Source organism: Ornithinibacillus halotolerans (assembly GCF_014637405.1).
In the GTDB taxonomy this organism is placed as follows: Bacteria; Bacillota; Bacilli; order Bacillales; family Amphibacillaceae; genus Ornithinibacillus; species Ornithinibacillus halotolerans.
The window spans coordinates 23,805-50,061 of the sequence record NZ_BMEY01000019.1; the positions used below are offsets into that span (position 1 = coordinate 23,805).

At 34.4% G+C, this 26,257-nt stretch carries 26 protein-coding genes and 2 tRNA genes; 3 read left to right on the plus strand and 25 right to left on the minus strand.

The window, feature by feature from the left end; genetic code table 11:
• Nucleotides 1-12: 12 nt before the first annotated feature.
• Both IEV35_RS15665 and hemA read right to left on the minus strand, forming a co-directional pair.
• Complete coding sequence (locus tag IEV35_RS15665) at nucleotides 13-834, minus strand: cytochrome C assembly family protein (protein ID WP_188385612.1); 822 nt, start codon at nucleotides 832-834, stop codon at nucleotides 13-15.
• A 20-nt stretch (nucleotides 835-854) separates the two neighbouring features.
• Nucleotides 855-2,219 carry a glutamyl-tRNA reductase gene (gene hemA, locus IEV35_RS15670; RefSeq protein WP_188385613.1) on the minus strand — a complete coding sequence of 455 codons (1,365 nt, stop codon included), beginning with the start codon at nucleotides 2,217-2,219 and terminating at the stop codon, nucleotides 855-857.
• Nucleotides 2,220-2,442: 223 nt separating this feature from the next.
• On the opposite strand from hemA, the gene IEV35_RS15675 reads away from it, so the two are divergent.
• Nucleotides 2,443-2,931, plus strand: coding sequence for a LiaI-LiaF-like domain-containing protein (locus IEV35_RS15675; protein WP_308419799.1), 489 nt, complete (start codon nucleotides 2,443-2,445; stop codon nucleotides 2,929-2,931).
• A gap of 33 nt (nucleotides 2,932-2,964) precedes the next feature.
• Here the strand turns inward: IEV35_RS15675 and yihA are convergent, their stop codons facing one another.
• From yihA to IEV35_RS15740, 13 genes are all read right to left on the minus strand, one after another.
• Entirely contained in the window at nucleotides 2,965-3,549 is a 585-nt protein-coding gene (gene yihA / locus IEV35_RS15680) for a ribosome biogenesis GTP-binding protein YihA/YsxC (protein ID WP_188385615.1), read from the minus strand.
• A gap of 1 nt (nucleotide 3,550) precedes the next feature.
• A complete protein-coding gene (gene lon / locus IEV35_RS15685) occupies nucleotides 3,551-5,866 on the minus strand; it encodes an endopeptidase La (RefSeq protein ID WP_188385616.1) in 2,316 nt (771 codons plus the stop codon).
• A 261-nt stretch (nucleotides 5,867-6,127) separates the two neighbouring features.
• Complete coding sequence (clpX, locus tag IEV35_RS15690) at nucleotides 6,128-7,405, minus strand: ATP-dependent protease ATP-binding subunit ClpX (protein WP_188385617.1); 1,278 nt, start codon at nucleotides 7,403-7,405, stop codon at nucleotides 6,128-6,130.
• Nucleotides 7,406-7,797: 392 nt separating this feature from the next.
• Nucleotides 7,798-9,087 carry a trigger factor gene (gene tig, locus IEV35_RS15695; RefSeq protein ID WP_188385618.1) on the minus strand — a complete coding sequence of 430 codons (1,290 nt, stop codon included), beginning with the start codon at nucleotides 9,085-9,087 and terminating at the stop codon, nucleotides 7,798-7,800.
• Nucleotides 9,088-9,236: 149 nt separating this feature from the next.
• Complete coding sequence (locus IEV35_RS15700) at nucleotides 9,237-10,208, minus strand: tetratricopeptide repeat protein (RefSeq protein WP_188385619.1); 972 nt, start codon at nucleotides 10,206-10,208, stop codon at nucleotides 9,237-9,239.
• 93 nt (nucleotides 10,209-10,301) lie between these two features.
• Nucleotides 10,302-10,375: transfer RNA gene (locus IEV35_RS15705), tRNA-Arg, on the minus strand.
• Between the two features lie 7 nt (nucleotides 10,376-10,382).
• Nucleotides 10,383-10,456, minus strand: a tRNA-Gly gene (locus IEV35_RS15710).
• 470 nt (nucleotides 10,457-10,926) lie between these two features.
• Nucleotides 10,927-11,442: a metallophosphoesterase family protein gene (locus tag IEV35_RS15715; protein ID WP_188385620.1), complete on the minus strand. Its 516-nt coding sequence runs from the start codon at nucleotides 11,440-11,442 to the stop codon at nucleotides 10,927-10,929.
• 13 nt (nucleotides 11,443-11,455) lie between these two features.
• Nucleotides 11,456-12,052: an XTP/dITP diphosphatase gene (locus IEV35_RS15720; protein WP_188385621.1), complete on the minus strand. Its 597-nt coding sequence runs from the start codon at nucleotides 12,050-12,052 to the stop codon at nucleotides 11,456-11,458.
• Nucleotides 12,049-12,813 carry a ribonuclease PH gene (rph, locus tag IEV35_RS15725; RefSeq protein ID WP_188385622.1) on the minus strand — a complete coding sequence of 255 codons (765 nt, stop codon included), beginning with the start codon at nucleotides 12,811-12,813 and terminating at the stop codon, nucleotides 12,049-12,051. Before rph ends, IEV35_RS15720 begins: the two co-directional genes overlap by 4 nt.
• 132 nt (nucleotides 12,814-12,945) lie before the next feature.
• A complete protein-coding gene (locus IEV35_RS15730; protein ID WP_188385623.1) occupies nucleotides 12,946-14,007 on the minus strand; it encodes a GerMN domain-containing protein in 1,062 nt (353 codons plus the stop codon).
• A gap of 164 nt (nucleotides 14,008-14,171) precedes the next feature.
• Entirely contained in the window at nucleotides 14,172-14,984 is an 813-nt protein-coding gene (racE, locus tag IEV35_RS15735) for a glutamate racemase (protein ID WP_188385624.1), read from the minus strand.
• Nucleotides 14,985-15,007: 23 nt separating this feature from the next.
• Nucleotides 15,008-15,460, minus strand: a complete 453-nt coding sequence (locus IEV35_RS15740) for a MarR family winged helix-turn-helix transcriptional regulator (protein WP_188385625.1) — start codon at nucleotides 15,458-15,460, stop codon at nucleotides 15,008-15,010.
• Between the two features lie 244 nt (nucleotides 15,461-15,704).
• On the opposite strand from IEV35_RS15740, the gene IEV35_RS15745 reads away from it, so the two are divergent.
• The gene (locus tag IEV35_RS15745; RefSeq protein WP_010099041.1) at nucleotides 15,705-15,929 is read left to right on the plus strand and encodes a helix-turn-helix domain-containing protein; all 225 of its coding nucleotides are present in this window, start codon (nucleotides 15,705-15,707) and stop codon (nucleotides 15,927-15,929) included.
• A 52-nt stretch (nucleotides 15,930-15,981) separates the two neighbouring features.
• Here the strand turns inward: IEV35_RS15745 and IEV35_RS15750 are convergent, their stop codons facing one another.
• The 4 genes from IEV35_RS15750 to IEV35_RS15765 form a co-directional block, all read right to left on the minus strand.
• Entirely contained in the window at nucleotides 15,982-16,434 is a 453-nt protein-coding gene (locus IEV35_RS15750) for an acyl-CoA thioesterase (protein WP_188385626.1), read from the minus strand.
• A 78-nt stretch (nucleotides 16,435-16,512) separates the two neighbouring features.
• A complete protein-coding gene (gene sdhB / locus IEV35_RS15755) occupies nucleotides 16,513-17,277 on the minus strand; it encodes a succinate dehydrogenase iron-sulfur subunit (protein WP_188385627.1) in 765 nt (254 codons plus the stop codon).
• Between the two features lie 36 nt (nucleotides 17,278-17,313).
• Nucleotides 17,314-19,065, minus strand: a complete 1,752-nt coding sequence (sdhA, locus tag IEV35_RS15760; protein ID WP_188385628.1) for a succinate dehydrogenase flavoprotein subunit — start codon at nucleotides 19,063-19,065, stop codon at nucleotides 17,314-17,316.
• Between the two features lie 33 nt (nucleotides 19,066-19,098).
• Nucleotides 19,099-19,719, minus strand: a complete 621-nt coding sequence (locus IEV35_RS15765) for a succinate dehydrogenase cytochrome b558 subunit (protein ID WP_188385629.1) — start codon at nucleotides 19,717-19,719, stop codon at nucleotides 19,099-19,101.
• A gap of 268 nt (nucleotides 19,720-19,987) precedes the next feature.
• Between IEV35_RS15765 and IEV35_RS15770 the strand changes: the two genes are divergently transcribed.
• The gene (locus IEV35_RS15770; RefSeq protein ID WP_188385630.1) at nucleotides 19,988-20,425 is read left to right on the plus strand and encodes a YslB family protein; all 438 of its coding nucleotides are present in this window, start codon (nucleotides 19,988-19,990) and stop codon (nucleotides 20,423-20,425) included.
• Nucleotides 20,426-20,478: 53 nt separating this feature from the next.
• On the opposite strand, the gene uvrC is transcribed toward IEV35_RS15770, so the two are convergent.
• The 6 genes from uvrC to fadR form a co-directional block, all read right to left on the minus strand.
• On the minus strand, nucleotides 20,479-22,278 hold the full coding sequence (uvrC, locus tag IEV35_RS15775) for an excinuclease ABC subunit UvrC (RefSeq protein WP_188385631.1): 1,800 nt from the start codon (nucleotides 22,276-22,278) through the stop codon (nucleotides 20,479-20,481).
• A gap of 89 nt (nucleotides 22,279-22,367) precedes the next feature.
• Nucleotides 22,368-22,682 carry a thioredoxin gene (gene trxA / locus IEV35_RS15780; RefSeq protein ID WP_188385632.1) on the minus strand — a complete coding sequence of 105 codons (315 nt, stop codon included), beginning with the start codon at nucleotides 22,680-22,682 and terminating at the stop codon, nucleotides 22,368-22,370.
• Between the two features lie 193 nt (nucleotides 22,683-22,875).
• Nucleotides 22,876-23,850: an electron transfer flavoprotein subunit alpha/FixB family protein gene (locus IEV35_RS15785; protein ID WP_188385633.1), complete on the minus strand. Its 975-nt coding sequence runs from the start codon at nucleotides 23,848-23,850 to the stop codon at nucleotides 22,876-22,878.
• A 23-nt stretch (nucleotides 23,851-23,873) separates the two neighbouring features.
• The gene (locus IEV35_RS15790; protein WP_188385634.1) at nucleotides 23,874-24,647 is read right to left on the minus strand and encodes an electron transfer flavoprotein subunit beta/FixA family protein; all 774 of its coding nucleotides are present in this window, start codon (nucleotides 24,645-24,647) and stop codon (nucleotides 23,874-23,876) included.
• Nucleotides 24,648-24,676: 29 nt separating this feature from the next.
• Nucleotides 24,677-25,450: an enoyl-CoA hydratase gene (locus tag IEV35_RS15795; protein ID WP_188385635.1), complete on the minus strand. Its 774-nt coding sequence runs from the start codon at nucleotides 25,448-25,450 to the stop codon at nucleotides 24,677-24,679.
• 152 nt (nucleotides 25,451-25,602) lie between these two features.
• Nucleotides 25,603-26,187 carry a fatty acid metabolism transcriptional regulator FadR gene (fadR, locus tag IEV35_RS15800; protein WP_188385636.1) on the minus strand — a complete coding sequence of 195 codons (585 nt, stop codon included), beginning with the start codon at nucleotides 26,185-26,187 and terminating at the stop codon, nucleotides 25,603-25,605.
• Nucleotides 26,188-26,257: the final 70 nt, after the last annotated feature.

Consider the following 26,257-nt stretch of genomic DNA (forward strand, 5'->3'; position numbering starts at 1 on the left):
TGCCCCTCCTAGTTAAATATGAAAATTTGAAAACCTACTAAATAAAAAGAAATTAATAATTAAAATAATAAACGCACATGTATTAAATAACGCTAATGACCTTCCAGTGAATTTTCGAATAATCTTCAATAAGAAATAAAGGATATAGACCATTAATACAGTAATGGAACCTAATGTCTTAACATCTAACCAGTAAAACTCCACATCCTCCGTATAAGCCCAACCAAAACCTAAGATAATCCCAATTAATAAAAACGGAACACCGAGAGAAATCATCCGAAATGTAAATTGATGGAGTCGACTTAAATCACCTAGACGCCATATCCACTTCACTGCTTTTTTCTCTTTCAACAAATAGTACTGTACTAGATACATGATAGAGAATAAAAAAGAAATCGTAAAAAATCCATAAGATACGATGGAAAAAGTAATATGTGCAATTAATATTTCATCTACAAGTTTTATCCAATTTTGGTCGATAATATGAGTCCGAGCTACTAAGGAAATATGCATTAACAAAATAAAAAAGCCAAATAAATTTATGAAGAACACAATAAAGTCCATCTTAAATAACTTGTTAGTTATTAAAGAAAACGAAACGAGTACCCATGCATAAAAAAACAAACTATCGGTTAAAGTAGCTATTGGAAAACGGTTATCGATTAGTATAGTCGAAAATAAAAAAACGGTTTGAGCAATCCAAACCATACTAAGTAACCAGAAGGCTAATTTATTCGCCTTCCGGTTTTCTTGCACAAAATCAAGAAAATAAACAATGATGCTTAATGAATATAAAAATAAAATACCTTCATAAATCCAACGAACATCGACCATATGCCTAGTCCTTTACATCATTAATTTGTAGCTAATTTATTAATGAATGAATCTTTATTTTCTATTGATTTTTGGAATACATCACTTTTCTGTGCTTGTTTTTCAAATTCTTCTTTTACTTGTTCTTCAATTCCAAATATATCTATAAATAATTGTAATGCCTCAGCAGCCTTTTCCGTTCCTGCTAATTCTTTCGCTTGTGTTATTGGTTCTTTTAATAATTGATTAATAATACTTTTAGTATGTTTACTAATTACTTTCTTCTCACGTGCTGTTAAATCTGGCATTTTTCGTTCGATACTTTTCATCGTCTCAGCTTGAATAGAAAGTGCTTTATTTCTTAGTGCAGAAATAACTGGAACAACTCCTAGTGTTTTCATCCATTCTTTAAAAGTGACAATTTCATTTTCCATCATCATTTCAATTTGGGATGCTGCTTTTTTTCTTGCTTCTAAGTTCTCGTCCACAATATGTTGTAAATCATCAATATCATATAGGAAAACATTATCTAAATTACTTATCTTAGGATCCAAGTCTCTTGGAACCGCAATATCAATTAAAAATAATGGCTTATCTTTACGTTTTTTCATTATTGGTTCTAGCGTTTCCATCGTCATTACATAGGAGTCAGAGCCAGTTGAACTAATTAAAATATCAGTTTCTGCTAATACCTCGTTTAACTGATCTATTTGCTTTGCATTTGCATGAAACTTTTTGGCTAAGATGTTAGCTTTCTCTAATGTTCGATTTACAACGGTTATCTGTGTATTTCCAGAACCTTGTAGATTCTTAGCAGCAAGTTCCCCCATCTTACCGGCACCAAGTATAACTACATGTTTATTATCTAAAGTTCCAAAGATTTTCTTGGCAAGTTCTACTGCAGCATAACTTACCGATACTGCATGTTCCCCAATTGCAGTATTACTTTGTGACCGTTTAGCAAATGTAATTGCTTGTTTGAACAATTCATTAAATATCGTACCAGTAGCATGAATTTCCTGTGAAGTTAGAAATGCTTGTTTCACTTGGCCTAGTATTTGTGTTTCACCTAATACCATAGAATCTAGACCAGATGTTACTTTAAATAAATGTTCTAGTGCACCGTCATCTTCAGTTATTCGTAAAAAGGCAGAAAACTCCTCTTTATCGATTTCAAACCAATCTGCTAGAAATTGTTTGATATAATATCGACCAGTATGCAGCTGATCAACTACAGCATAAATCTCAGTACGGTTACATGTTGATATAATAACATTTTCAAGAATACTTTTACGTTCTTTTAATGCTTCCATTGCTTCCTGAAGAGAGTTTTCTGAGAAAGTTAGTTTTTCTCTAATTTCAACAGGTGCTGTTTTGTAATTTAAACCAACTTTTAATATATGCAACGTTTCTCTCCTCCAAATTTATTGCTCACACGTCATTCATTTAAAATACGACCATAGTATAACATAGGAAAAGCTATAAATTATTAACTTTCTATGAACAGAATATGAAATAATTGTGATATTATAAAATGAGTGTTACAGATGTACTCTATCACATCAAAGCATATACAATCAAGAAGTCGGAATTCAATCTTTGTTCAATACCATTATGTCCTTATAGGAGGTGTTCTATTTGAAAAATAAGAATAAGTTAACAGCCTACTTATTAATTGGTATTGGGCTTTATTTTCTTTTAAGACAATTAAAATTACCAATTTTTACAGATTTTTATTCTTGGCCTACCATTTTAATAATTATTGGAGTTACATTATTGATTTATAGTTTTAAAGCAAAGGAATACAACCATTTACTTGGCGGAACTATATTATTCGGGATTGGTATACATTTTCATGGGATTAAATATTATAATTTTTGGATCGATCATTGGGCAGTCTATCCACTTATTGTTGGAGTGGGATTCATAGTGCGCTATATTAAGACAAAACAAGGTTTACTTCCTGGACTTATATTAGTTGCCATAGCCTGTGTCTTTATCTTCTCTATAAATATGCCAGAATGGCTTAATTGGGTATATGATGTTTTTGATGTTATTCAATTATACTGGCCAATTCTTTTAATTATTTTTGGTATATACTTATTAAAGAAAAAATAAATGGTTTTGGGTAGTCTCCCCAAAACCATTTCCTTAACCAATATATTTACTTAATATTCTCCACGCTTCCTCTTTACCTTCACCTGTTTCCGATGAAAATGGTAAAACAACGTCGCCTTTTTCAATTTGCAATGTGTTGATTGTTCGCTTTAAATACTGAGCTCTTTTTCCTTTTGGAATTTTATCTAACTTAGTTGCTACTACAATTACCGGTAATTCATAATGTTTTAGAAAATCATACATCATAATATCGTCATTTGTAGGTGCGTGGCGTATATCGGTAATTAATAGAACGGCTTCCAAGTTTTCTCGATTGATGAAGTATTCCTCCATCATTTTACCCCATTTTTCACGTTCTGTTTTTGATACTTTTGCATAGCCATATCCTGGAACATCCACAAAGTAAAACGATTCATTGATTCGATAGAAATTAATAGTTTGTGTTTTACCAGGTTTAGATGAAGTTCTTGCAAGACTCTTTCTACTAATTAACTTATTAATAAAGGATGATTTTCCTACATTAGATCGACCAGCTAGCGCAATTTCAGGAAGTCGGTCATCAGGATACTGTTTTTGACTAACGGCACTTATTACAATTTCTGCATTTGTTACTTTCATGTTATTCCTCCACTAGGGCATGTTTTAATACTTGATCAAGATGGTTAACTGGAATAAAGGTTAGATCGTTTCGAACACTCTCCGGTATATCATCTAAATCCTTTTTATTATCTTCTGGAAATAGAACAGTAGTAATACCAGCACGATGAGCACTTAATGATTTTTCCTTTAATCCTCCAATTGGTAATACGCGCCCTCTTAATGTAATTTCTCCAGTCATAGCAACTTCTTTCTTTACAGCACGGTTAGAAAGTGCAGATACAAGTGCAGTTGCCATTGTAATTCCCGCAGATGGGCCGTCTTTAGGTGTTGCTCCTTCTGGAACATGTATATGAATGTCATACTTTTCGTAAAAATCTTCTTCAATTCCAAGTTCCTTAGCTCTTGAGCGAATATAACTAAATGCAGCTTGTGCAGACTCTCTCATCACCTCTCCCAGTTTACCTGTTAGAGTTAATTTACCTTTACCTGGATAATGAGATACTTCAATAGATAATGTGTCACCACCAGCTGACGTATATGCTAGACCGGTTGCAGCACCAATTTGGTCTTCTTTTTCCATTTGTCCATATCGAAATATTGGTTTACCTAATAATTCTTCTAAACTTTTTTCCGTAACAATAACTCGTTTCTTTTCTTCAGACACTACTAATTTCGCAGCTTTACGGCATATTTTTGCAATCTGTCTTTCTAAAGTACGAACACCTGCTTCACGAGTGTATCTTCGAATCACTTTTAATAGCGCTTCATCCCGAATTTGCAAATTGCTCTTCTTTAAGCCATTCTCTTTAAGTTGCTTCGGAAAAAGATGTTCTTTAGCAATATGAAGTTTTTCAATTTCTGTGTAGCCTGATAAAGAAATAAGTTCCATTCGATCCAATAATGGACCAGGGATATTGTTAACAAAGTTTGCTGTTGCAATAAATAGAACATTCGATAAATCATACGGTTCTTCAATAAAATGATCACTAAAACTATTATTTTGTTCTGGATCCAGTACCTCCAACATTGCAGAAGATGGATCACCACGGAAATCATTGGACATTTTATCAATCTCATCTAGTAAGAAGACCGGATTAATTGTTTTGGCTTTTTTCATACCTTGTATGATTCTTCCTGGCATCGCACCGATATACGTTCTTCTATGCCCTCTAATTTCAGCTTCATCACGAACCCCTCCTAAGGAGATTCGTACAAAATTACGATTAACCGATCGCGCAATAGAACGAGCTAATGAGGTCTTACCTACACCAGGTGGTCCTACTAGACATAAAATAGGGCCTTTTAGTGAATTAGTTAATTTTTGTACAGCTAAGTATTCTAATATTCGTTCCTTTACCTTATCTAGACCATAATGATCTTTATCTAGTATTTCTTGAGCAAAAGTAATATCAATTGTATCCTGCGATTGATTTGTCCAAGGAAGTACTAATAACCATTCTAAGTAATTACGAATTACTGAACTCTCGGCTGAGGATTGTGGAACTTTCTCATATCGATCTAGTTCTTTTAATGCGACTTCCTTAATACGCTGAGGCATATCAGATGATTCAATTTTCTTTCGCAAATCACTTACTTCACCAGATTTACCATCTTTATCTCCTAATTCTTTCTGTATTGCCTTCATCTGCTCACGGAGATAGTATTCTTTTTGGGTTTTCTCCATCGAAGATTTAACACGCTGTCCAATTTTCTTTTCTAGATCTAAAACTTTTTTTTCATTTGAGATTAAGTTAATTAAATACTTTAATCTTTCTTCTCTATTGATAATTTCAAGTATCTCTTGTTTCTCTTTTAATTTGAGAGAAAGATGTGAAGTAATAATATCGGCAAGTCTGCCAGGCTCCTCAATATCAAGTACAGAAGTTAATGTTTCTTTCGTAATCTTTCTAGAGACTTTCACATACTGCTCAAATAATTTTATAATACTTCTCATGAGCGCTTCTTCCTCTATGTGATCTCCTTTTTCTTCTTCCAACTCTTGTACTTCCACCACAAATTCATTTTCGTCATCTATATATCGAATAATCTCACCACGATGTAATCCTTCTACAAGAACACGAAAAGTACCATTAGGAAGCTTTAGCATTTGTTTAATTTTTGCCAATGTACCAATACGATAGATTTCTTCTGCTTTTGGTTCATCAATGCTTACTTTCTTCTGAGCAGCAAGAAAGATAATTTGATCATCGACCATCGCTTTTTCTAAGGCTGCTACAGACTTGTCACGTCCAACATCTAAATGTAATACCATTGTCGGAAAGACTAATAAGCCACGTAATGGGAGGAGGGGAACTTGTACTGAATTCTTTATCATTATGTATGTACCTCCAATAATATAAATTTCATTCTAATAAGTATGTATACTAAACAAGTTTATAGAAGTGTGTTAGCTTTGTAAATTAATTATAAAGTTAACCTTAGTTTACCCTTATCATAATTAACTAATTCTATCTTTACTTACCGTTTAAGTTGAAACAAAAAAGGACTGACTAGGGACTTTTTCTTTCCATAACAGATAAATATCTGGTAAGGAGCCAATAATCCTAGTCAGCCTTCTAAGTCATATTATGCTTAATTATGCACTTTCTTTTGGTAATTTTGTAAACTCATCTATTACCGTTCCATCAGAAAAATATAGCTTAGGTCTGCCATTTTCGTTCGTTACTGTTTCCTTAGTTATTACACATTTCGTAATATCTTCTCTTGAAGGAAGTTCGAACATTACTTCAAGCATTATTGATTCGATAATGGAACGTAATCCTCGAGCACCGGTTTTTCGTTCAATTGCTTTTTTAGCAATTTCCACTAATGCTTCGTCTTCAAATTCTAATTCTACATTATCCATCTGGAATAATTTTTGATATTGTTTAACAAGTGCATTTTTTGGCTTTGTTAATATTTCGACTAATGCCTCTTCATCTAATGGCTCTAAGCTACCAATAACAGGTAATCTCCCTATAAATTCAGGAATTAAACCGTATCGATGTAAATCCTCAGGCAATACTCGTGCAAGCAGTTGGCCTTTATCTAAATCCTCTTGCTTCTCATTAGCACCAAAGCCAATAACTTTTTTCCCAAGTCTTCTCTTAATTACTTGTTCAATACCATCAAATGCCCCACCACAAATAAATAGGATATTTGTTGTATCAATCTGAATGAATTCTTGGTGTGGATGCTTACGCCCACCTTGAGGTGGAACACTTGCTACAGTTCCTTCAAGGATTTTCAGAAGGGCTTGCTGAACCCCTTCACCAGATACGTCTCTCGTAATCGATGGATTTTCTGATTTACGGGCAACCTTGTCTATTTCATCGATATAAATAATTCCCTTTTCGGCTTTTTCTATGTCATAATCTGCTGCTTGTATTAATTTCAATAGAATATTTTCTACATCTTCACCAACATAACCTGCCTCTGTTAACGAGGTAGCATCAGCCATTGCAAATGGAACATTTAAAATACGTGCTAGTGTTTGTGCAAGTAATGTTTTTCCACTTCCTGTCGGTCCAATCATCGCTATGTTACTTTTTGATATTTCAACATCATCATTGTTCTTTGGTGAGTTAATACGTTTATAGTGATTGTATACAGCTACAGATAAATTCTTTTTAGCTTTTTCCTGACCAATTACATAATCGTCTAGAATTTCACAAATTTCCTTAGGCTTTGGAACTTCTTTAAATTCTAATTCTTCCTCTGTACCTAATTCTTCTTCTACAATTTCTGTGCAAAGCTCTATACATTCATCACATATATAAACGCCAGGACCAGCAACTAGCTTTCGAACTTGTTCTTGGCTTTTCCCACAGAACGAACATTTCAGCTGTCCTTTTTCATCATTAAATTTAAACATTAATTTTTTCACCCCTAAAGTTTCTGGTCAGATAACACAAACGTAAAGTTAACTATTAGCTATCATATCAGAAGCAGTTTTTAAAACAAAATAAAATACATTAATTTTCTGTATAAAATTTTGATTATATTCATTTAAGTTAATTTTCAAGTGGAGTAATCATAACCATATCCATACAGTTTATATTTTATTATTATATATAGTATATGTCACTATGCCCAATAAAATTGACAATGATTCGCAAAGTAAAATACTTTGTTTATTATCATACTAAAAAATTGTGAAAAATACTAAGGAATCGCATTGGTTAGGATATTATTATCTTTGGTTAAAAAAACAAGGTACGAATTTCGCACCTTGTTTGTCTTGTATATTATCAGTTTGTAATATAATTATGCAACTGTTTTGCTGTTTTCAACTAGGAAATCAATTGCTTTACGGAATAATAGATCTTCTTTAAGAGCATCTGTGTTACCACCAAGCATTTGTACTAGTTGATCTGCATCTGTACCATACATTTCAGCCATTGTTTGTAACTCTTTGTTTAAATCTTCATCTGATACTTCTAGATTTTCAGCTTTAACAATTGCTTCTAATGTTAAGTTTGTTTTCACACGTTTACCAGCATCTTCACGCATTTGTTCTTTTAAAGCATTCTCATCTTGACCAGAGAATTGATAGTAAAGGTCTAAAGTCATACCTTGCATTTGTAAACGCTGCTCGAATTCGCGCATCATACGATCAAGTTCGGAATCAACCATAACTTCTGGTACTTCAACTTCTGCGTTATCAGTAGCTTTATTAATAAGCTCTTCACGTTTCGCATTTTCAGCTGTTTGTTTTTTCTCTGACTCTAGTTGTTCGCGTTTCTTGGTTTTTAATGCTTCAAGTGTTTCTACTTCATCATCAACATCTTTTGCAAATTCATCATCAAGTTCAGGAAGTTCTTTAGTTTTAATCTCATGGATTGTTACTTTAAAAGTAGCTTCTTTACCTGCTAATTCTTCTGCATGATAATCTTCTGGAAAAGTAACGTTAATGTCTGTTTCCACTCCGGCTTCTTTACCGACAAGTTGTTCTTCAAATCCAGGGATAAATTGACCAGAACCGATTTCTAATGAATGGTTTTCACCTTTTCCACCATCAAATGCTTCACCATCTAAGAAACCTTCGAAGTCCATAACAACTGTATCGCCTTCTTCAACAGTTCCTTCTTCTTTAACAACAAGTTCAGCATGACGCTCTCTTAATTGATTGATTTCATTATCCACATCTTCGTCAGAAACAGTAACTTCAAGTTCTTCTACTTCAAGACCTTTGTACTCACCAAGTTTTACTTCAGGTTTAACTGTTACTTCTGCAGTGAATACTAGTGCTTTACCTCTTTCAATTTCGTCAATATCAATACTTGGTTGATCGATTGGATCAATTCCTGATTCTTCTACAGCTTTCACATAAGCTTCAGGAAGCACGATATCTACTGCATCTTGGTATAATGATTCTACACCAAAACGTTTTTCAAATAATGGACGAGGCATCTTCCCTTTACGGAAACCTGGTACTTGAACTGTTTTAACAACTTTTTTGAAAGCTTTATCTAGAGCAGTTTCAAATTCCTCTGCAGAAACTTCAAACGTTAATACTCCTTCATTGCCTTCTTTTTTCTCCCATTTTACTGACATAAAAATTCCCTCCAAAATCTATTATTTCTATTAACTACTTTAATTCATTAATTAGATAGGTTTATGTGTTCATAAAACGTTTTTAAATTTGCAACCATCTTATTATACCATAATTACTTAGCCTTTCAAGACATAAGCTAAAGTTCCTTTTATTCATGAATAATAGATAAATATAACTGTTCACAGTTTAATATATCATTTAAATACTGGTCTACTTTAGCATGATTAGATAAGGCATTAGTTGTTTGCTGAAACAGTTCATCACCTATACGTAGTAAACTTCTCGCGATATCACCAGCATTGTCAAAAGGTGGAATAATTGGAAATAATACATATAAATATCGATAAAGTAACCTTTCTAAAAAGTTATAAAGGGTCGGATTACTTTGCTCGACATCTTTTATAATATTTATTACCGCCACATATGTCGGATGTGTTTGAATTTTTGATAAGTTAATAGGGATTACTTGTAATTCTTGCCCAAATTTATGTACATTAACCATTTTTGAATAATTATGATTAGCTAATATAAATAATAATTCTGTTTTTATTACTGGGTGAACTTCCGCTTCATTTAAAACCGGAATAATTCGTTCATCCAATTCCTTCATCACTGTTTGAAGATTCATGATAGACTGCCACTGTTTGTCATAATTTGATTGCTGAATCGCTGCTAATAGTTCATCAACGTACATCGAAGATTTCTTGTCATCAATCTCCGTTACCATTGTTTTACTCATATTGTACAGCTGCAAAAATTGCTCCCTTAACAGTTCAGGCAATCCTTTTGAATGGAGCTCATCCTCTAAACGTTCCATTAATAATTCATACTTGTTAGTTTGAAATAATATTGTGAAATACATATGTAAATAATGATAGTAATGTTTATTATTTTTATCACTAATTATTTCCTCACAAAGTTCTTCCGCTTCTTGATAACGGTATAACTCCATTAAACACATTAGTTTACCGATTAAAATTTCATGGTCATTCTTGCTGAACTGTAACAATTTATTTAATTTTTCCAGGGCTTCTTCATATTGTTTTTCTTGAATATGGTAAAAGCTTTCTTCCTTTAAATTAGACTCCCACCTCGGGAACATGATAATATTCTCATCCATGACTTCCCTCCTCTATTAAATAAGTGTAAACGAAAAAAGTAGTTAAATACACTAAAAAAAGAAACCTATAAAAATAGGTTTCTTTTTTGTTAGCGTCCCAGGAGAGATTCGAACTCCCGACCCACAGCTTAGAAGGCTGTTGCTCTATCCTGCTGAGCTACTGGGACATATGTATGGAGCGGGTGATGGGAATCGAACCCACGACATTAGCTTGGAAGGCTAGAGTTTTACCATTAAACTACACCCGCGTTGATTATTTAGTTTAAAATGTTAATTTAGTTGCCCGCGCCATGTTTGGTCCCATTATGCCTCTGCGTCTGCTAGCTTATTCGAAGATGTTTATTCCTCGAGGCAACTCGTAGCAAATCCGGTGGAAGTAATGCTCGTTACTACACCCGCTGTACTTCGGCTAAGTATTAGTTCAGCCATTATGCCCTTGCGTCTACTAGCATATTCGAGGATGTGTATTCCTCAGGGCAACTCGTAGCTTATTCGGTAGGAGTTTCGCTCGTTACTACACCCGCTGCTGTCTGGCGAGGGTTAGTGGTGAACTTATTTGTTACTCTTCCCTAAAAAGCTTGAAGCATTTTTTTGTGTTTCCGTTTTGGTCACAAGTGTTATTATAGGCAGTTTTGGATTTATTGTCAACACCTAAATTTAAATTTGTAATTTGCAGAATTTTTAATGGGTAAAGGGTACGGTTTAGGTACCCTTTAGATCATTGATTTAACGAGGTTTTAAAGGATAATTCTGGAACAATTTCTCCTTCAATTGTGTAATATATAACCTCTATTTCCTCTTTATCTTCCCATTTTACGACTGCGTATGTTTTTTCTTTTCTCATTCTTGGCTGTCTTACACTACCAGGATTTAGAAATAGTTTTCCTCTCGCTACTTCCGCTCCTGCAATGTGGGAATGCCCAAAACAAACAATATGCGCATTTACTTCTTCCGCATAATACGCCAAATTATTTAAATTCATTTTTACATTATGTAAATGTCCATGGACAACAAGAAATGTTAAGCCATTAATTGTTTTTATCATTTCATTTGGAAAGTCACCATAGAAGTCACAATTTCCCTTTACTGTATATATCCCTTTTAGTTCGGAGGAATTCTCTTGAAGTTCGGAATCACCACAATGAAAAATATAGTCTGGTTGCTCTCTCATTTTAATAACATTAATTTCGTTCGTTAAGCCATGAGTATCACTCATAATAACAACTTTCGTCATACATACCTCTCCACTACTGTTGATTTTGTATCCATTCCTCTAGTTGTTTAATAGCATTTGCACGGTGACTAATTTTATTTTTTTCATCCGGCCCAAGTTCTGCCAATGTTTGATTGTACCCTTCAGGAATAAAAATAGGATCGTAACCAAATCCATGTATTCCTTTTTCTTCAAATCCAATAACACCTTCACAAGTACCTTTTTTATAAATAGTTGAATTTCCTGGGATCGATAGGGAAAGAACACAAACAAATCTTGCAGTACGTTTCTCTACCGGTAGATCACCAAGTTCACGTAACACTTTTTCTATATTCTTTTTATCATCCTTTGGTTCGCCTGCATAACGAGCAGAATATATTCCTGGCTTTCCACCAAGAGCATCGATAACTAAACCTGAATCATCCGCTAAAACTGGAATGTTTAAAATCTTAGCAATACCTTCAGATTTTAATGCTGCATTCTCCTCAAAGGTTTCCCCCGTTTCTTCTATATCGGGTAAATCTTCTTGTAAATCTAATAATGATTTTGCTATGATTCCATACCGTTCAAAAAACACTTTAAATTCTTCAGCTTTACCTTTATTTTTGGTAGCAATTAATAATTCTTTCATTTTTTATTTCCTTCTTTTACAGTTTCACCAATTCGATTAGCTAAGTCACCAATTGTTGCTTTTTGTTTTTCAAAGATTTCCATTAGTCCTTCATTAGCAAGACTTAATAATGTTTGTAGCTGTTCCATAGAAAATGTTGCTTCTTCTCCAGTTCCTTGGATTTCTACAAATTCACCGGAACCTGTCATTACAATATTCATATCTACATGCGCTTTCGAGTCTTCCTCATAATTTAAATCTAGAATCTCAGCCCCATTTGGAAGGATTCCAACTGATGTGGCCGCTAAGAAATCAATTACTGGCATTTTCTTCAATACATTAGTTTCTAACAACTTGCCAAATGCCAGTACCATAGCAACATATGCCCCAGTTATGGAAGCTGTTCTAGTTCCACCATCCGCTTGAATAACGTCACAATCGATCCAAATTGTTCTTTCACCGATATTTTCTAAGTCTACTACGGAGCGTAGAGCTCTTCCGATAAGGCGTTGAATTTCCATTGTTCTTCCAGAAACTTTTCCTCTTGAAGATTCTCGAATATTTCTATCTTGTGTCGCTCTTGGTAACATCGCATATTCTGCTGTAATCCAACCTTTACCTTGTCCACGCATAAAAGGAGGAACTCTGTCTTCGATCGTTGCATTACAAATTACTTTTGTATCGCCAACCTCTATGAACACAGAGCCTTCTGGATGTTTAATAAAATTGCTAGTTATTGTAATTGGTCGTAATTCATTTTTGTTACGTTGATCATTTCTCAATATAAAACTCCTCCTTCTCTCGATTAGCTTATCATATTTTACTGGAAAGATTCACCTTATTACATTACCACTTGTACTTATTATTTCCAAAAAAAAAAAAGAGGAGCATAAAATATACTCCTCTACCTTTTATTATAGCTTTTCAGATGGAACAAATACGTCTCTCGTTACAGGTTCTGTATACACTTCTCCATTTTCATTAGCGATTTGTTCTACATTTTCAACCTTTACATCGACAGCTTGGATGTTCTCTTGTTCGGTTAATGTTCGTACTATAGTTTCCATTACTTGGTCAGAAATTACTCCATTCTCCATGTCTTTTAATATCTCTTGACTGAACACTAATTCTAATACACCACTGTTTAATTTTGGTTCGTCTAGTAAGACAGTTCTTTCATCAAAGACTTGCATCAAATTCGTTTCATAGGTTGGCCCTTCGATCAGTGCCTGAACAATCGCAAGGTGAACATCATCATTTTCTACGTTTACGTATCGAGTGACTGGAACAAAATACTCTGTATCATTATGTTCTGTTGGATAATACATTGTCACCGTTTGGCTATTTATTAAATCCACGGTATCTGATTCAATAATATTAATTCCATTTGCCCTCGTATATCCGTTAGCAATTGGAGTACCATCTACAGGCATAACTTGTAAATCTTCTCCATCTACTCGTAATTTCACACGTTCCACATTATCAAATTGTGTTAATGTAAACGTCATGGCTTCTAAAATTCTCATTTCTTCACTTGCTTGATATTCCTTAAATTCCTCTGACAGATCTACAGTAATTGTACCATCTTCAATACTTGCACCTAGAATCTCTGTATCCGCAGGTAATACTGCCTGAAATCCATTTGGTAATAAAGAAGTTACAGGACCATCCTTAACAAGATACTCTAACAATTGAGTTGCCACTTCTTTAGATTCTGGGACCGGTAATTCAATAGATTGTGGTGCAACTAATCCATTCGAATCTAGTAAATACAGTTGGCGTTCTACAGTTTGATTACTTTCTACCTCGCCATCCACATTTTCATCTTCTGTGGTTGAAGATTGCTCACTTCCGTCTACTGCCTCAGCATTCTGAGGTGGATCAATATCAGGTAAAGATTGTTCACCCTGGAAACATCCTGCTAATAATAATGAACTGAATGCCACTACCAAAATGAGTGTTAAATGCTTTCTCATGCCATTCCCTCCTACGATGGTTTGTACTAATATGTATACGAGCCTATCTCATATTTAGACCAAAAATTTTAGTCAACAAAAAAAAGAGTCTATCCCAATTTAGACATAATTGCCTGTAGCTTATTGGAATAAACCCTTTTATTATTTACTAACTTCTAGGTAGTTTAAATTACTACTTTTTCAATAGAAACTGATTTTAAGTTTTCTATATTACTATTGAAGATTTTTTGTGTTAAGGATGTGAATAACCCCACATCTCCTGTCGTATAAAATTGATGAGCACATAATCCGTTATTAATATTTAACAACTGATTAACTTGTAAAATCGTGCTAGTCTCTCTTGCTGTTTCTTCACTAGAAGAAATCAAAATAATTTCAGGACCTACAACTTGTTGAATAACATCTTTTAATAATGGGTAATGGGTGCAACCTAATATAATAGTATCCATTTCTTCTTTTATTAGAAATGGGGACAAAGTTTGTTTTACTGTCTCCAAAGCTTCAGGTCCATTCAGGATTCCTTTTTCTACCATCGGAACAAATAATGGACAAGCCAAAGAGGTTGATTGAATATTTGGTTTTAACATTTTAAGCGCATGACTATACGCATTACTTTTAACAGTACCCTCAGTACCTATTATCCCAACATAGTCTTTAACAGTGGATTTAATTGCTGCTCGTGCACCAGGTTGAATAACACCGACAACTGGTATGGAAAGTTTGTTTTGTAATTCTGTTAACGTATAAGCAGTTGCTGTGTTACATGCTATTACTAACATTTTAATATCTTTCGTTAATAAAAAATCAACCATTTCCCAGGTGAATTTTTTAATTTCTTCTGGAGTTCTTGGCCCATATGGACATCTTTTTGTATCACCAAGATAGATTAGCTTTTCCTTTGGCAATTGTCTCATTAACTCATGTACAACGGTCAAACCACCGACTCCTGAATCAATGACGCCTATCGGTTTATTCAATACTATTCGCCTCTTCTAAGTTGTTATTTTTCATTGACAATTTTCATTTGTTGATGAAGTAATTCAAGTAGTTCAATTAACATGTTAGATTGGTCTTCAGTAAAATTTTCTAATACATCACGTAGATATTCCTGCCTCTTTAATATTACTTCTTCAATAATGCGATGTCCTTTTTCTAACACATGGATACGTACTACTCGTCTATCATTTGTATCACGAATTCTTTCCACTAAATTATTTTTTTCCATACGATCAACTAAATCAGTAGTTGTACTAAAAGCAAGACCATTTTTAGCAGATAATTCTCCGATTGTAAGATCTCCCTCTTCTTTTAACCACTGTAAAGCAATAAATTGTGGATTGGTAATGGGATAATTATTAAGTATTTTACGTCCATTTTGTTTAATTCCACCTGATATATGCCTTAACGTTTTTTCTAGTTTTGCAATTATTTCATCTGAAAAAGGTTTATTCAAAACGTTACCTCCCGAACTTATGCTTTACTTATGCTTTAATATAGTCATATTTTATCATAAAAGCTCGAAAAACTTATGTTTTATTTACAAAAACAATATTATTCGTTAAAAAATCTAGGTAATTTAATATATTTTTCGCAATCAAGAAATGTGCGCACCGTTTATTATTCATCACATAAGCTAATAGTGACTAAATAATTCCCTTCATAAATGCAGCTCTATGACAGCAAGGAGGGGTTAACATTTGAAGGACAACGAGTACAAACCGAAGCAATTATTAACTAAACGAGAAAAAGAAGTTTTCGAGCTCTTGGTACAAGACAAAACTACTAAAGAAATTGCCCAGGAATTGTTTATATCTGAGAAAACTGTCCGTAACCATATTTCAAATGCTATGCAAAAACTAGGAGTCAAGGGGCGCTCACAGGCAGTTGTAGAGCTAATCCGTATGGGTGAATTAAAGCTCTAAAAAAAACCGACTTTCCTTAAAGGAAGTCGGTTTTTCTTAGGAAGAATAACAACTAACGGGTTATTATTACCCCTAATTTCTCTTTAATTTCATTTTTTAACGGGAGTGGCTTACCAGTAGCAGCATTTATATATACAATTCTGCCACGACCTGTAATGCATACTTCGTCATTTTGATTTACTCCCATATAATGAATATCGAACGAAGTATTACCTATATGTGACGCTTTTACATATAGTTCTAAACTATCCTGAAAATACATTTGCTTTAGGTAATCACATTGTAAATCAGCTACAATAGGTATCCCCTCATTACTACTATCATTATTGAAAATTCCTACTGATTTCAAGTATTCAATTCTTGCTTCTTCAAAATAAATAAATGGACTTACATTATTTACATGCCCAAACATATCTGTTTCCGAAAAACGGATCCGAATTGGAATAGAAAAAGAAAATTCTTCTCTCCATTTTGTAAAATCTTCTATATAGGAAATTCTTCTCATTATGCCATCCTCCTTGATCCAGATAAAAAAAGACCCCTACCTAAATACTCGAGGTAAGGGTCTTGTTGTCTTGATTTCTTAATGTGCATTGTCACTTCCAAAGAAGTTCTTAAATGATTGAACAGTAGCAGCACGGTTCATTGCTGCTATTGAAGTAGTTAATGGAATACCTTTCGGACATACTTGAACACAGTTTTGTGCGTTACCGCAACCTACTAGTCCACCATCTTCCATTAATCCAGCAATTCTTTCAGCTGCATTCATTTCACCAGTTGGATGTGAATTAAATAGACGTGCTTGAGAGATAGCAGCTGGTCCAATAAAGTTTGATTTATCGTTTACATTTGGACAAGCTTCTAAACAAACACCACAAGTCATACATTTAGATAGTTCGTAAGCCCATTGACGTTTTTTCTCAGGCATACGCGGACCAGGTCCTAAATCATACGTACCATCAATCGGAATCCAAGCTTTCACTTGTTTCAATGCATCAAACATTCTTTCACGATCGATCACTAAGTCACGTACTACTGGGAATGTAGACATTGGTTCTAATCGAATTGGATGTTCTAATTCATCAACAAGCGCAGCACAAGATTGTCTTGGAACCCCATTGATTACCATGGAACAAGCTCCACACACTTCTTCTAAACAGCTCATATCCCATGCTATTGGTGTTGTCTTCTCCCCATCAGCAGTAACAGGATTCTTTCTAATTTCCATTAACCCAGAAATAACATTCATATTTTTACGATATGGAACATTAAATGATTGTTTATATGGAGCAGAATCTGGGCTATCTTGACGCGTAATAATAAAAGTAACAGTCTTTTGTTCAGCCATTTTTACTTACTCCCTTCGCTATTTTAACTTTCCGTCTTAGTGCTTCTTCGTGTAATCACGTTTACGCGGCGGAATTAATGATACATCTACATCTTCATATGAGAATACAGGTGAGTTTGTTTTTTCATCAAACTCTGCAATTGTAGTTTTTAGCCATTCTTCATCATTACGCTCAGGGAATTCTGGCTTATAATGTGCTCCGCGGCTTTCATTACGGTTATATGCACCAATCGTAATAACACGTGCTAAATGAAGCATATTCTTTAGCTGTCTTGTGAACATAACACCTTGGTTATTCCAACGTGATGTATCGTTAATGTTTATATTTTCAAATCTCTCTAGTAATTCTTGGATTTTTTCATCAGTTTTTAATAGTTTCGCATTTTCACGCACCACTGTGACATTATCAGTCATCCATTCACCTAATTCTTGGTGAATTTGGTAAGCGTTCTCTTCCCCGTCCATATTCATTAATGCCTGGAACTTCTCTTCTTCTTCTTTTACACGGTTGTCAAATAAACTTGCGTCTAAATCTTCCACATGTTTAGATAATCCATCTACATATTCAATCGCTTTCGGACCTGCAACCATACCACCATAAATAGCTGATAGTAACGAGTTTGCACCTAAGCGGTTAGCACCGTGTTGTGAATAATCACATTCACCAGCAGCAAAGATTCCTGGAATACTAGTCATTTGATTATAATCAACCCATAATCCACCCATTGAATAGTGAACCGCAGGGAAAATTTTCATAGGAACTTTACGTGGATCTTCACCTACGAATTTTTCGTAGATTTCAATAATACCACCAAGTTTAATGTCTAATTCTTTTGGATCTTTATGAGATAAATCTAGGTAAACCATGTTCTCCCCATTGATTCCTAGTTTTTGATTTACACAAACATCAAAAATTTCTCGTGTAGCAATATCACGAGGAACTAGGTTTCCGTATGCAGGATATTTTTCCTCTAGGAAATACCAAGGCTCCCCATCCTTATAAGTCCAAACACGTCCACCTTCACCACGTGCAGATTCACTCATAAGACGAAGTTTATCATCCCCAGGAATTGCAGTTGGATGGATTTGAATAAATTCACCATTCGCATATTTTGCACCTTGTTGATATAAAATCGATGCAGCTGAACCTGTATTTATCATAGAGTTAGTTGACTTACCGAAGATAATCCCAGGTCCTCCAGTAGCCATAATTGTTGCATCGGAAGGGAATGATTTAATCTCATGTGTCTTCATATCTTGTGCAACAATTCCACGTCCGACGCCTTCTTCATCAAGAACGGCTCCTAGGAATTCCCAACCTTCGTATTTCGTAACTAATCCTTCTACTTCATAACGACGTACTTGTTCATCAAGCGCATATAATAATTGCTGTCCTGTTGTTGCCCCAGCAAAAGCAGTACGGTGATGTTGAGTTCCACCGAAGCGACGGAAATCTAGTAAACCTTCAGGAGTACGGTTAAACATAACTCCCATACGATCTAACATATTAATAATTCCCGGTGCTGCTTCACACATTGCTTTAACTGGTGGTTGGTTTGCTAAGAAATCCCCACCATAAACGGTATCATCAAAATGAATCCAAGGAGAATCTCCTTCTCCTTTAGTATTTACGGCACCATTAATACCACCTTGGGCACATACAGAGTGAGAACGCTTTACTGGTACAATAGAAAATAAGTCAACGCTTACACCAGCTTCAGCAGCCTTTATCGTTGCCATTAGACCAGCAAGGCCTCCACCGACTACAGCGATTTTACGGTTACTCATAATAAAAAACTCACTCCTTCTTTCAATCTATCTTTATACTCCGTAAGCAAATGTAATTAATGTTCTTATTCCAATATAGCTAACTACTAGGAATACTAGCAATGTAGCATATGTAACGATTTTTTGTGATCTTGGTGATTGCGCAATTCCCCATGATACGAAGAAGCCCCAAAGACCATTTGCAAAATGGAATACAGCTGAAAGAACACCAATAACATAGAACCAGAACATTACCGGATTATCTAATATTCCTTCCATTAGGCTGTAATTGACTTCAGCATTTCCAAGAGCCACTTGCACACGAGTTTCGAACACATGCCACGCAATAAATACTAATGTAACTATTCCTGTAATACGTTGCAAATAGAATAACCAGTTACGCACAAAGCCAAAACGTCGTACGTTGTTTTTGGCAACGAATACAATATAAACCCCTAAAATTGCATGGAATAAAATTGGTAAATAAATAACAAAGATTTCTAATACTAAGACGAATGGAAGATTCGCCATAAATCCTGCAGCTTTGTTAAAACTTTCTTCCCCGTATACTGCAAAATGATTGATTATTAAGTGTTGAACCATAAATAGCCCAATTGGTACTACACCTAATAGTGAGTGCAATCTCCTTGTAAAAAACTCCCTATTTTCCGCCATGTGATACCCCCCTTAGTTCTTCTGATGTTTTAATTAAATTGTCTGACATTTTACACAAATTAAACCGAACTAAATTTGTGTCTAAAATGTAGCACTTACAACAATTTTATTGTACGACTAACTCTTATTAGCGTCAAGAAAAGGCCATTCTATTTTTAAATCGCTTTCAGTCTTTGCTAAGTCTTGCTTTAAAATAATAATGCATGGATAATAATAATATACTTATAATGGTATTATGCAATCTTTACATACAGGAAGGAATCATAAAATGAATAAAAACGAAGAAAAGCTTCCAATTGAATTACTCGATAAAATCCAATCAGCTGGGGCTGGATATGATTTGTTAAGGTATGTTAGTTTACCTGATGTTTTTGGTTCAGAAGCTGATGCCTTATTATACTTTATGGGAAAAAGCCTAGCTAGGAAATTTAATATACAATCGTTAGGAGACATTAGTTACTTTTTTGAAAAAGTTGGTTGGGGAAGACTGGAACTTTTTAAAGAAAAAAATAATAAATTAGAATTTCATCTACTGGCAGATACCGTTGTGCAACGATTAGCTATGCCAGTTGAAACAGAATTCCGCTTAGAAGCTGGTTTTCTCGCAGAAGCTATATCATCGTTAAAAAGAGTAGATTGTGAGTGTGTCGAAGAAATTAGAAAGAAGATACATCAAGTTGAATTTACAGTTTTTTATATTGATTAAAGCTTCGGTATATAACTAAAAGAGGATATGCAAGTAATAACCTATCCAATTGGTTAATCTTGCATATCCTCTTTCTTATCCTTCTTGTTTAGCTCTGTAATAATAATCTCTGCAGTATTTTGTGGAATTCCAAGTTTTGTTATTTCCTGAGTAGTTGCATTCCGTATGTCATTAATTGATTTAAAATGAGTTAATAATAATTTTCTTCTCTTTTCACCAACACCAGGTATTTTATCCAATTCGGACTGAAAAAGATTTTTACCACGAAGTTGACGATGGAAACTAATAGCAAATCGATGAACTTCATCTTGGATTCGTTGAATTAAATAAAACTCTTGGGACTGCCTTGATAATGGAACAACTTGAGGTGGAAATCCATAAAGTAATTCACTCGTTCGATGTTTGTCATCTTTTGCTAATCCACATAACGGGACATCCAGACCAAGTTCATTTTCTAACACATCTAGTGCTGCACTCATCTGCCCTTTTCCACCATCTACAATAATTAGATCTGGTAGAGCTAACGATTCCTTTAACACACGTGAATACCTTCTTCGGATAACCTCTCTCATCGTTTCATAATCATCAGGACCTTCAACATCCTTGATTTTATATTTCCGATAATCTTTTTTGCTCGGTTTTCCATCAATAAATACAACCATAGCTGAAACAGGATCTGTCCCTTGTATATTTGAGTTATCAAACGCTTCAATACGGTGTGGCAATTCAATATTTAATGCTTTACCAAGTTTTTCTACTGCTAAGATTGTACGTTCCTCATCTCGTTCAATAATAGAGAATTTTTCTATAATGGATGCTTTAGCATTTTCCATTGCTAATTCAACGAGTTCCTTTTTCTTACCTCGATATGGTGTATGCACAGTTACATCTAATAGCTCTTGGAGTATCTCAATATTTGTCCCAATAGGAACAAATATTTGTTTTGGTTTTAAATGATTTTCATGGAGATAAAATCTACCAATAAAACTAATAAATGCTTCTTCTGCTTCATCAAAAAATGGGAAAACTGAAACATCACGCTCTATTAACTTACCTTGCCGTATAAAGAAAACTTGAATACACATCCAGCCTTTATCAAAACTATATCCAAATACATCGATATCAGAACGATCAGACAACGTCATCTTTTGTTGTTCCATAACTACTTCAATATGTTGGATTTGGTCACGCAATTCGATTGCTCTTTCAAAATTAAGCTTTTCACTAGCTTCTTGCATTTTAGTTAATAAATTTTTCTTTATCTCTTTAAATCCACCTTGTAAAAAAGAGGTAATATCTTGAATAATATCTTTGTAAAATTCTTCCGATGGTGGACTATCACTACAAGCAAAACATTGGTTCATATGGTAATACAAACATGGCTTACCTTTAGGATTATTACATTTTCTAAGTGGGTAAATACGATCTAATAATTTCTTCGTTTCTCTAGCTGCAATTACGTTTGGATATGGCCCAAAGTACTTACCTTTATCTTTTTTAATTTTTCGAGTAATTAACAGTCTTGGATGCCTCTCTGCGGTAATTTTTAAATAAGGATATGATTTATCATCCTTCAGCATAACGTTATACTTTGGATCATATTTTTTAATTAAATTCATTTCCAGAATAAGTGCTTCTATTTCTGAAGACGTAATTATATATTCAAAGTCTACTATTTCTTGTACTAACCGCTGTGTTTTTTGATCATGTGCTCCTGTAAAATAGGAACGAACACGATTTTTTAATAGCTTTGATTTTCCAACGTAAATAACAGTATTATGCTTATCCTTCATTAAATAACAACCTGGTTTGGCAGGAAGAACCGCTAGTTTCTCTTGTATTTTCTGGTTCATATTTTTTCATTCCTTCATTCTAATGAAGTTCCTCTTCTTCGTAAAGAATCCCTTGTTACATTTCGCAACAAGGGATTGTTTGTTTAGCATTAAGCATGTTTGTTAACTAATTCAACTAATGCTTCTTTTGGTTGGAAACCAATTACTTGGTCTACTACATTACCATCCTTAAATAGTAAAAGTGTTGGGATACTCATAACACCATATTTACTTGCTGTTTCTTGGTTTTCGTCAACATCAAGTTTAACGATTTGAACTTTATCTGACATTTCACCATCTACTTCTTCAAGTACAGGAGCAATCATTTTACAAGGACCACACCATGGTGCCCAAAAATCTACTAATACAAGACCACTTGCAGTTTCTTCTGCAAAATTTTGATCTGTTACATTCTTAATTGCCATTTGCTTTCCTCCTTTTGAAACATATACTCAAAAAGAGTATATCATTATATACTATTCCTTACTAACAGTTTGCTTATCCTAGTGATTATTATCCAAAATGAAACTAAAAATTATTATGTCTCGATACCCGCAGCCCGAATACACTTTGCTTTCACTTTGGAGTACAAGTGCAACATCACTATAACATTAAATATTATGCTTTTAGAGCCTTAATTTCTTCTGTTAGTAATGGAACAATTTCAAAAAGATCGCCTACAATACCATAGTCTGCTACATTGAAAATATTAGCTTCTGGGTCTTTGTTAATGGCAACGATCACTTTAGAGTTAGACATCCCTGCTAAATGTTGAATTGCTCCTGAAATACCTACCGCAATATATAAATCCGGTGTAACTACCTTACCAGTTTGACCAATTTGTAAAGAGTAATCACAGTAATCCGCATCACATGCTCCACGTGATGCTCCTACTGCACCACCTAGAACTTCAGCAAGTTCATACAATGGTTTAAACCCATCTGCACTTTTTACACCACGTCCACCAGCAACAACAACTTTCGCTTCAGACAAATCTACACCATCAGTAGCTTTTCGAAGTACTTCTTTAATCACTGTACGCAAATCAGAAATTTCCACAGTTTTATCTTGTACATCACCAGTACGTGATTCATCACGGTCTAGTGCAGCGATATTGTTTGGACGGACTGTTGCAAATACAAGTCCTTCTGAGATTACTTTCTTTTCAAATGCTTTCCCCGAATAGATTGGTCTAGTAAAGACTACTTCATCCCCATCAACTTCGATATCAACCGCATCAGAAATTAATCCCGCTTCGAGTTTACTGGCAATTTTAGGAGTTAAATCTTTCCCGATTGCAGTGTGGCCCATAATAATTCCATCTGGATTTTCATCTTCAATTACAGATAATACTGCTTGACCATATCCATCAGATGTATAAGTAGCTAATTTTTCATTTTTAACTGTGACCACTCGGTCTGCACCATAATATATCATTTCTTGTGCTTGAGTTCCTAAATCATCGGCACCACACAATACACCAACAACTTCTGCATCACCATTCACCTTTTTCGCTGCAGCAATTGCTTCAAAGGTAACGTTTCTAAGTACATTATCTCTTGATTCACCAATAACTATTATCTTTTCACTCATTTTATATTCTCCCTTCTGCTCTCTTAAAGTACTTTCGCTTCGTTTCTAAGCAGCGAAACAAGTTCTTTTACTTGATCCTCTATTTCTCCTTCAAGTACTCTACCAGCTTCTTTTTCAGGAGGTAAGAAAACATTTAATGTCTTTGTTTTTGGCTCAAGTTCATCTTCATCTAAGTCCAAATCATCAATTTCTAATTCTTCAAGTGGTTTCTTTTTCGCTTTCATTATTCCAGGTAAAGAAGGATATCTTGGTTCATTTAAACCTTGCTGACAAGTAACTAGTAAAGGTAATGAAGTTTCGATTTTTTCTACATCACCTTCAACATCTTTATCAATATTGACTGTATTCCCATCGATGGAAAGACTAGTAATAGTTGTCACATAATTAATTCCTAAACGTTCAGCTAATCTAGGACCAACTTGACCACTTGCCTCATCAATAGCAACATTACCGGCTAAAATTAGATCTACTTCTTTATCTTTAAAGTATGCTTCTAGAATCTTCGTTGTGGTAAACTGGTCACCTTCTTCTAAATCATCTTCTGTATTTATTAGCACAGCTTTATCTGCACCCATAGCTAGTGCTGTACGAAGCTGTTTTTCGGAATCTTCATCACCGATAGTTATAACTGTTACTTCTCCACCATGTTCATCACGCTGTTTTATCGCCTCTTCAACTGCGTATTCATCATATGGATTAATGATGAATTCCGCACCATCATCTTCAATACGACCATCAGATACAACAATCTTTTCTTCTGTATCAAATGTCTTTTTTAACAATACGTAAATATTCATTCTAATTCCTCCTCTAGTAATCTATTAGGTTATTTATCTATGAAATTAGGCTTTCGTTTTTCAATGAAAGCTAAAACCCCTTCTTTTGCATCCTCTGAACCAAAGATTTCACCAAATGCCTTGGCCTCTGCTTTTACACCAGCAGAAAAACTTTCCACTTTAGCATATGGAACTAATTGCATAATTCGATTAATAGATGGCTTACTTTTTGCAGCAATCTTTGAAGCTAATTGTTCAGCAACATCAAATACTTCTCCTTCAGCAGTAACTTGATTTACTAGTCCAAATTGATATGCTTCACTTGCAGATATTGGTTCACCAGTTAAAATCATTTCATATGCTTTAGCAGTTCCTACATATTGTGGTAGTCGCTGTGTACCTGCAAATCCTGGTATAATTCCTAATGTTAATTCTGGCAGGCCAAGTTTAGTATTTTCAGAAGCAATGCGAATATGACATGCCATCGCTAGCTCCATTCCTCCACCTAGTGCTGCTCCATGAATTGCTGCAATAACTGGAACAGAAAAGTTTTCAATTCTATCAAATAATTGTTGGCCATATTCAGCTAAGGATTGATAATCTGTTGCCTCCTGCAGCGAAGTGAATTCCTTTATATCAGCTCCTGCAGAGAAAAATCTGCCCTCACCTTTTAAGATAATTGCTTTAACATGATCTTCTTTCTCAATCAAATCTAGTTTTTCGGAAAGCGCCTTCAAAAGTTTGCTAGATAAGGCATTGGCAGGAGGACTCTGTATAGTTAGAGTAGCAACATGCCCAGTTAATTCATATGCAATTGTTCCCATCTTTACACCCCTTCACATTTGAATTATTAGTTTAACCCACCCAAAAAAAGATTACTTTTTTCGGGTGAGGACTATTCATATATATTAGTCTCCTCTTCCAAGCTATATTAGCTAGTAAAAAGAAACATTATATCCAATTTAATGTATGAGAGTTAATCGGTTGAAATACCCTTAATAAGTAAACTGTGTACATGTGGTGTTAGACCAACTAGATCATATTTTTCTTCATTCATTACCCAGTTAGTTACTGTTTCATCCAGTGCACCAAAAATCATTTGTCTCATTAACGGTATATTAATATCATTTCTAAATAACTTTTCTTCGATGCCTTCCTTTACAATTCCATCAATAACTCCCAAATATGGTTTTAAAACACGATTAATTTGTTGTCGTAATGATAGGTTCGACTGTCTTAACTCTAACTGAGTTACAATCGCTAAATGATGATTAGCTGCAAGTTGACTAAAATGCATTTCTATTAATGTGTATAATTTTTCATTAGCATTATCTTTCTCACTCGTGGCAGTTGCTATTTGTTCAATAAACTGTCCCATCTTATCCTCAAAAACTGAGACAAGAATGTCTTCTTTATTTTTAAAATATAAATAGATGGTGCCGTCAGCTACCCCGGCTTTTTTAGCAATTTTAGATACCTGTGACCCATGGTAACCATTTTCCGCGATAACATCGACGGCAGCATCTATTATTAGTTTGTATTTTGGTTTATTATTTTTCATTTCCTTCTCCTTCAAGCGTACATAGCATAATGAATGAATCATCATTCAGTTTTCATTATAATAGCCTAAT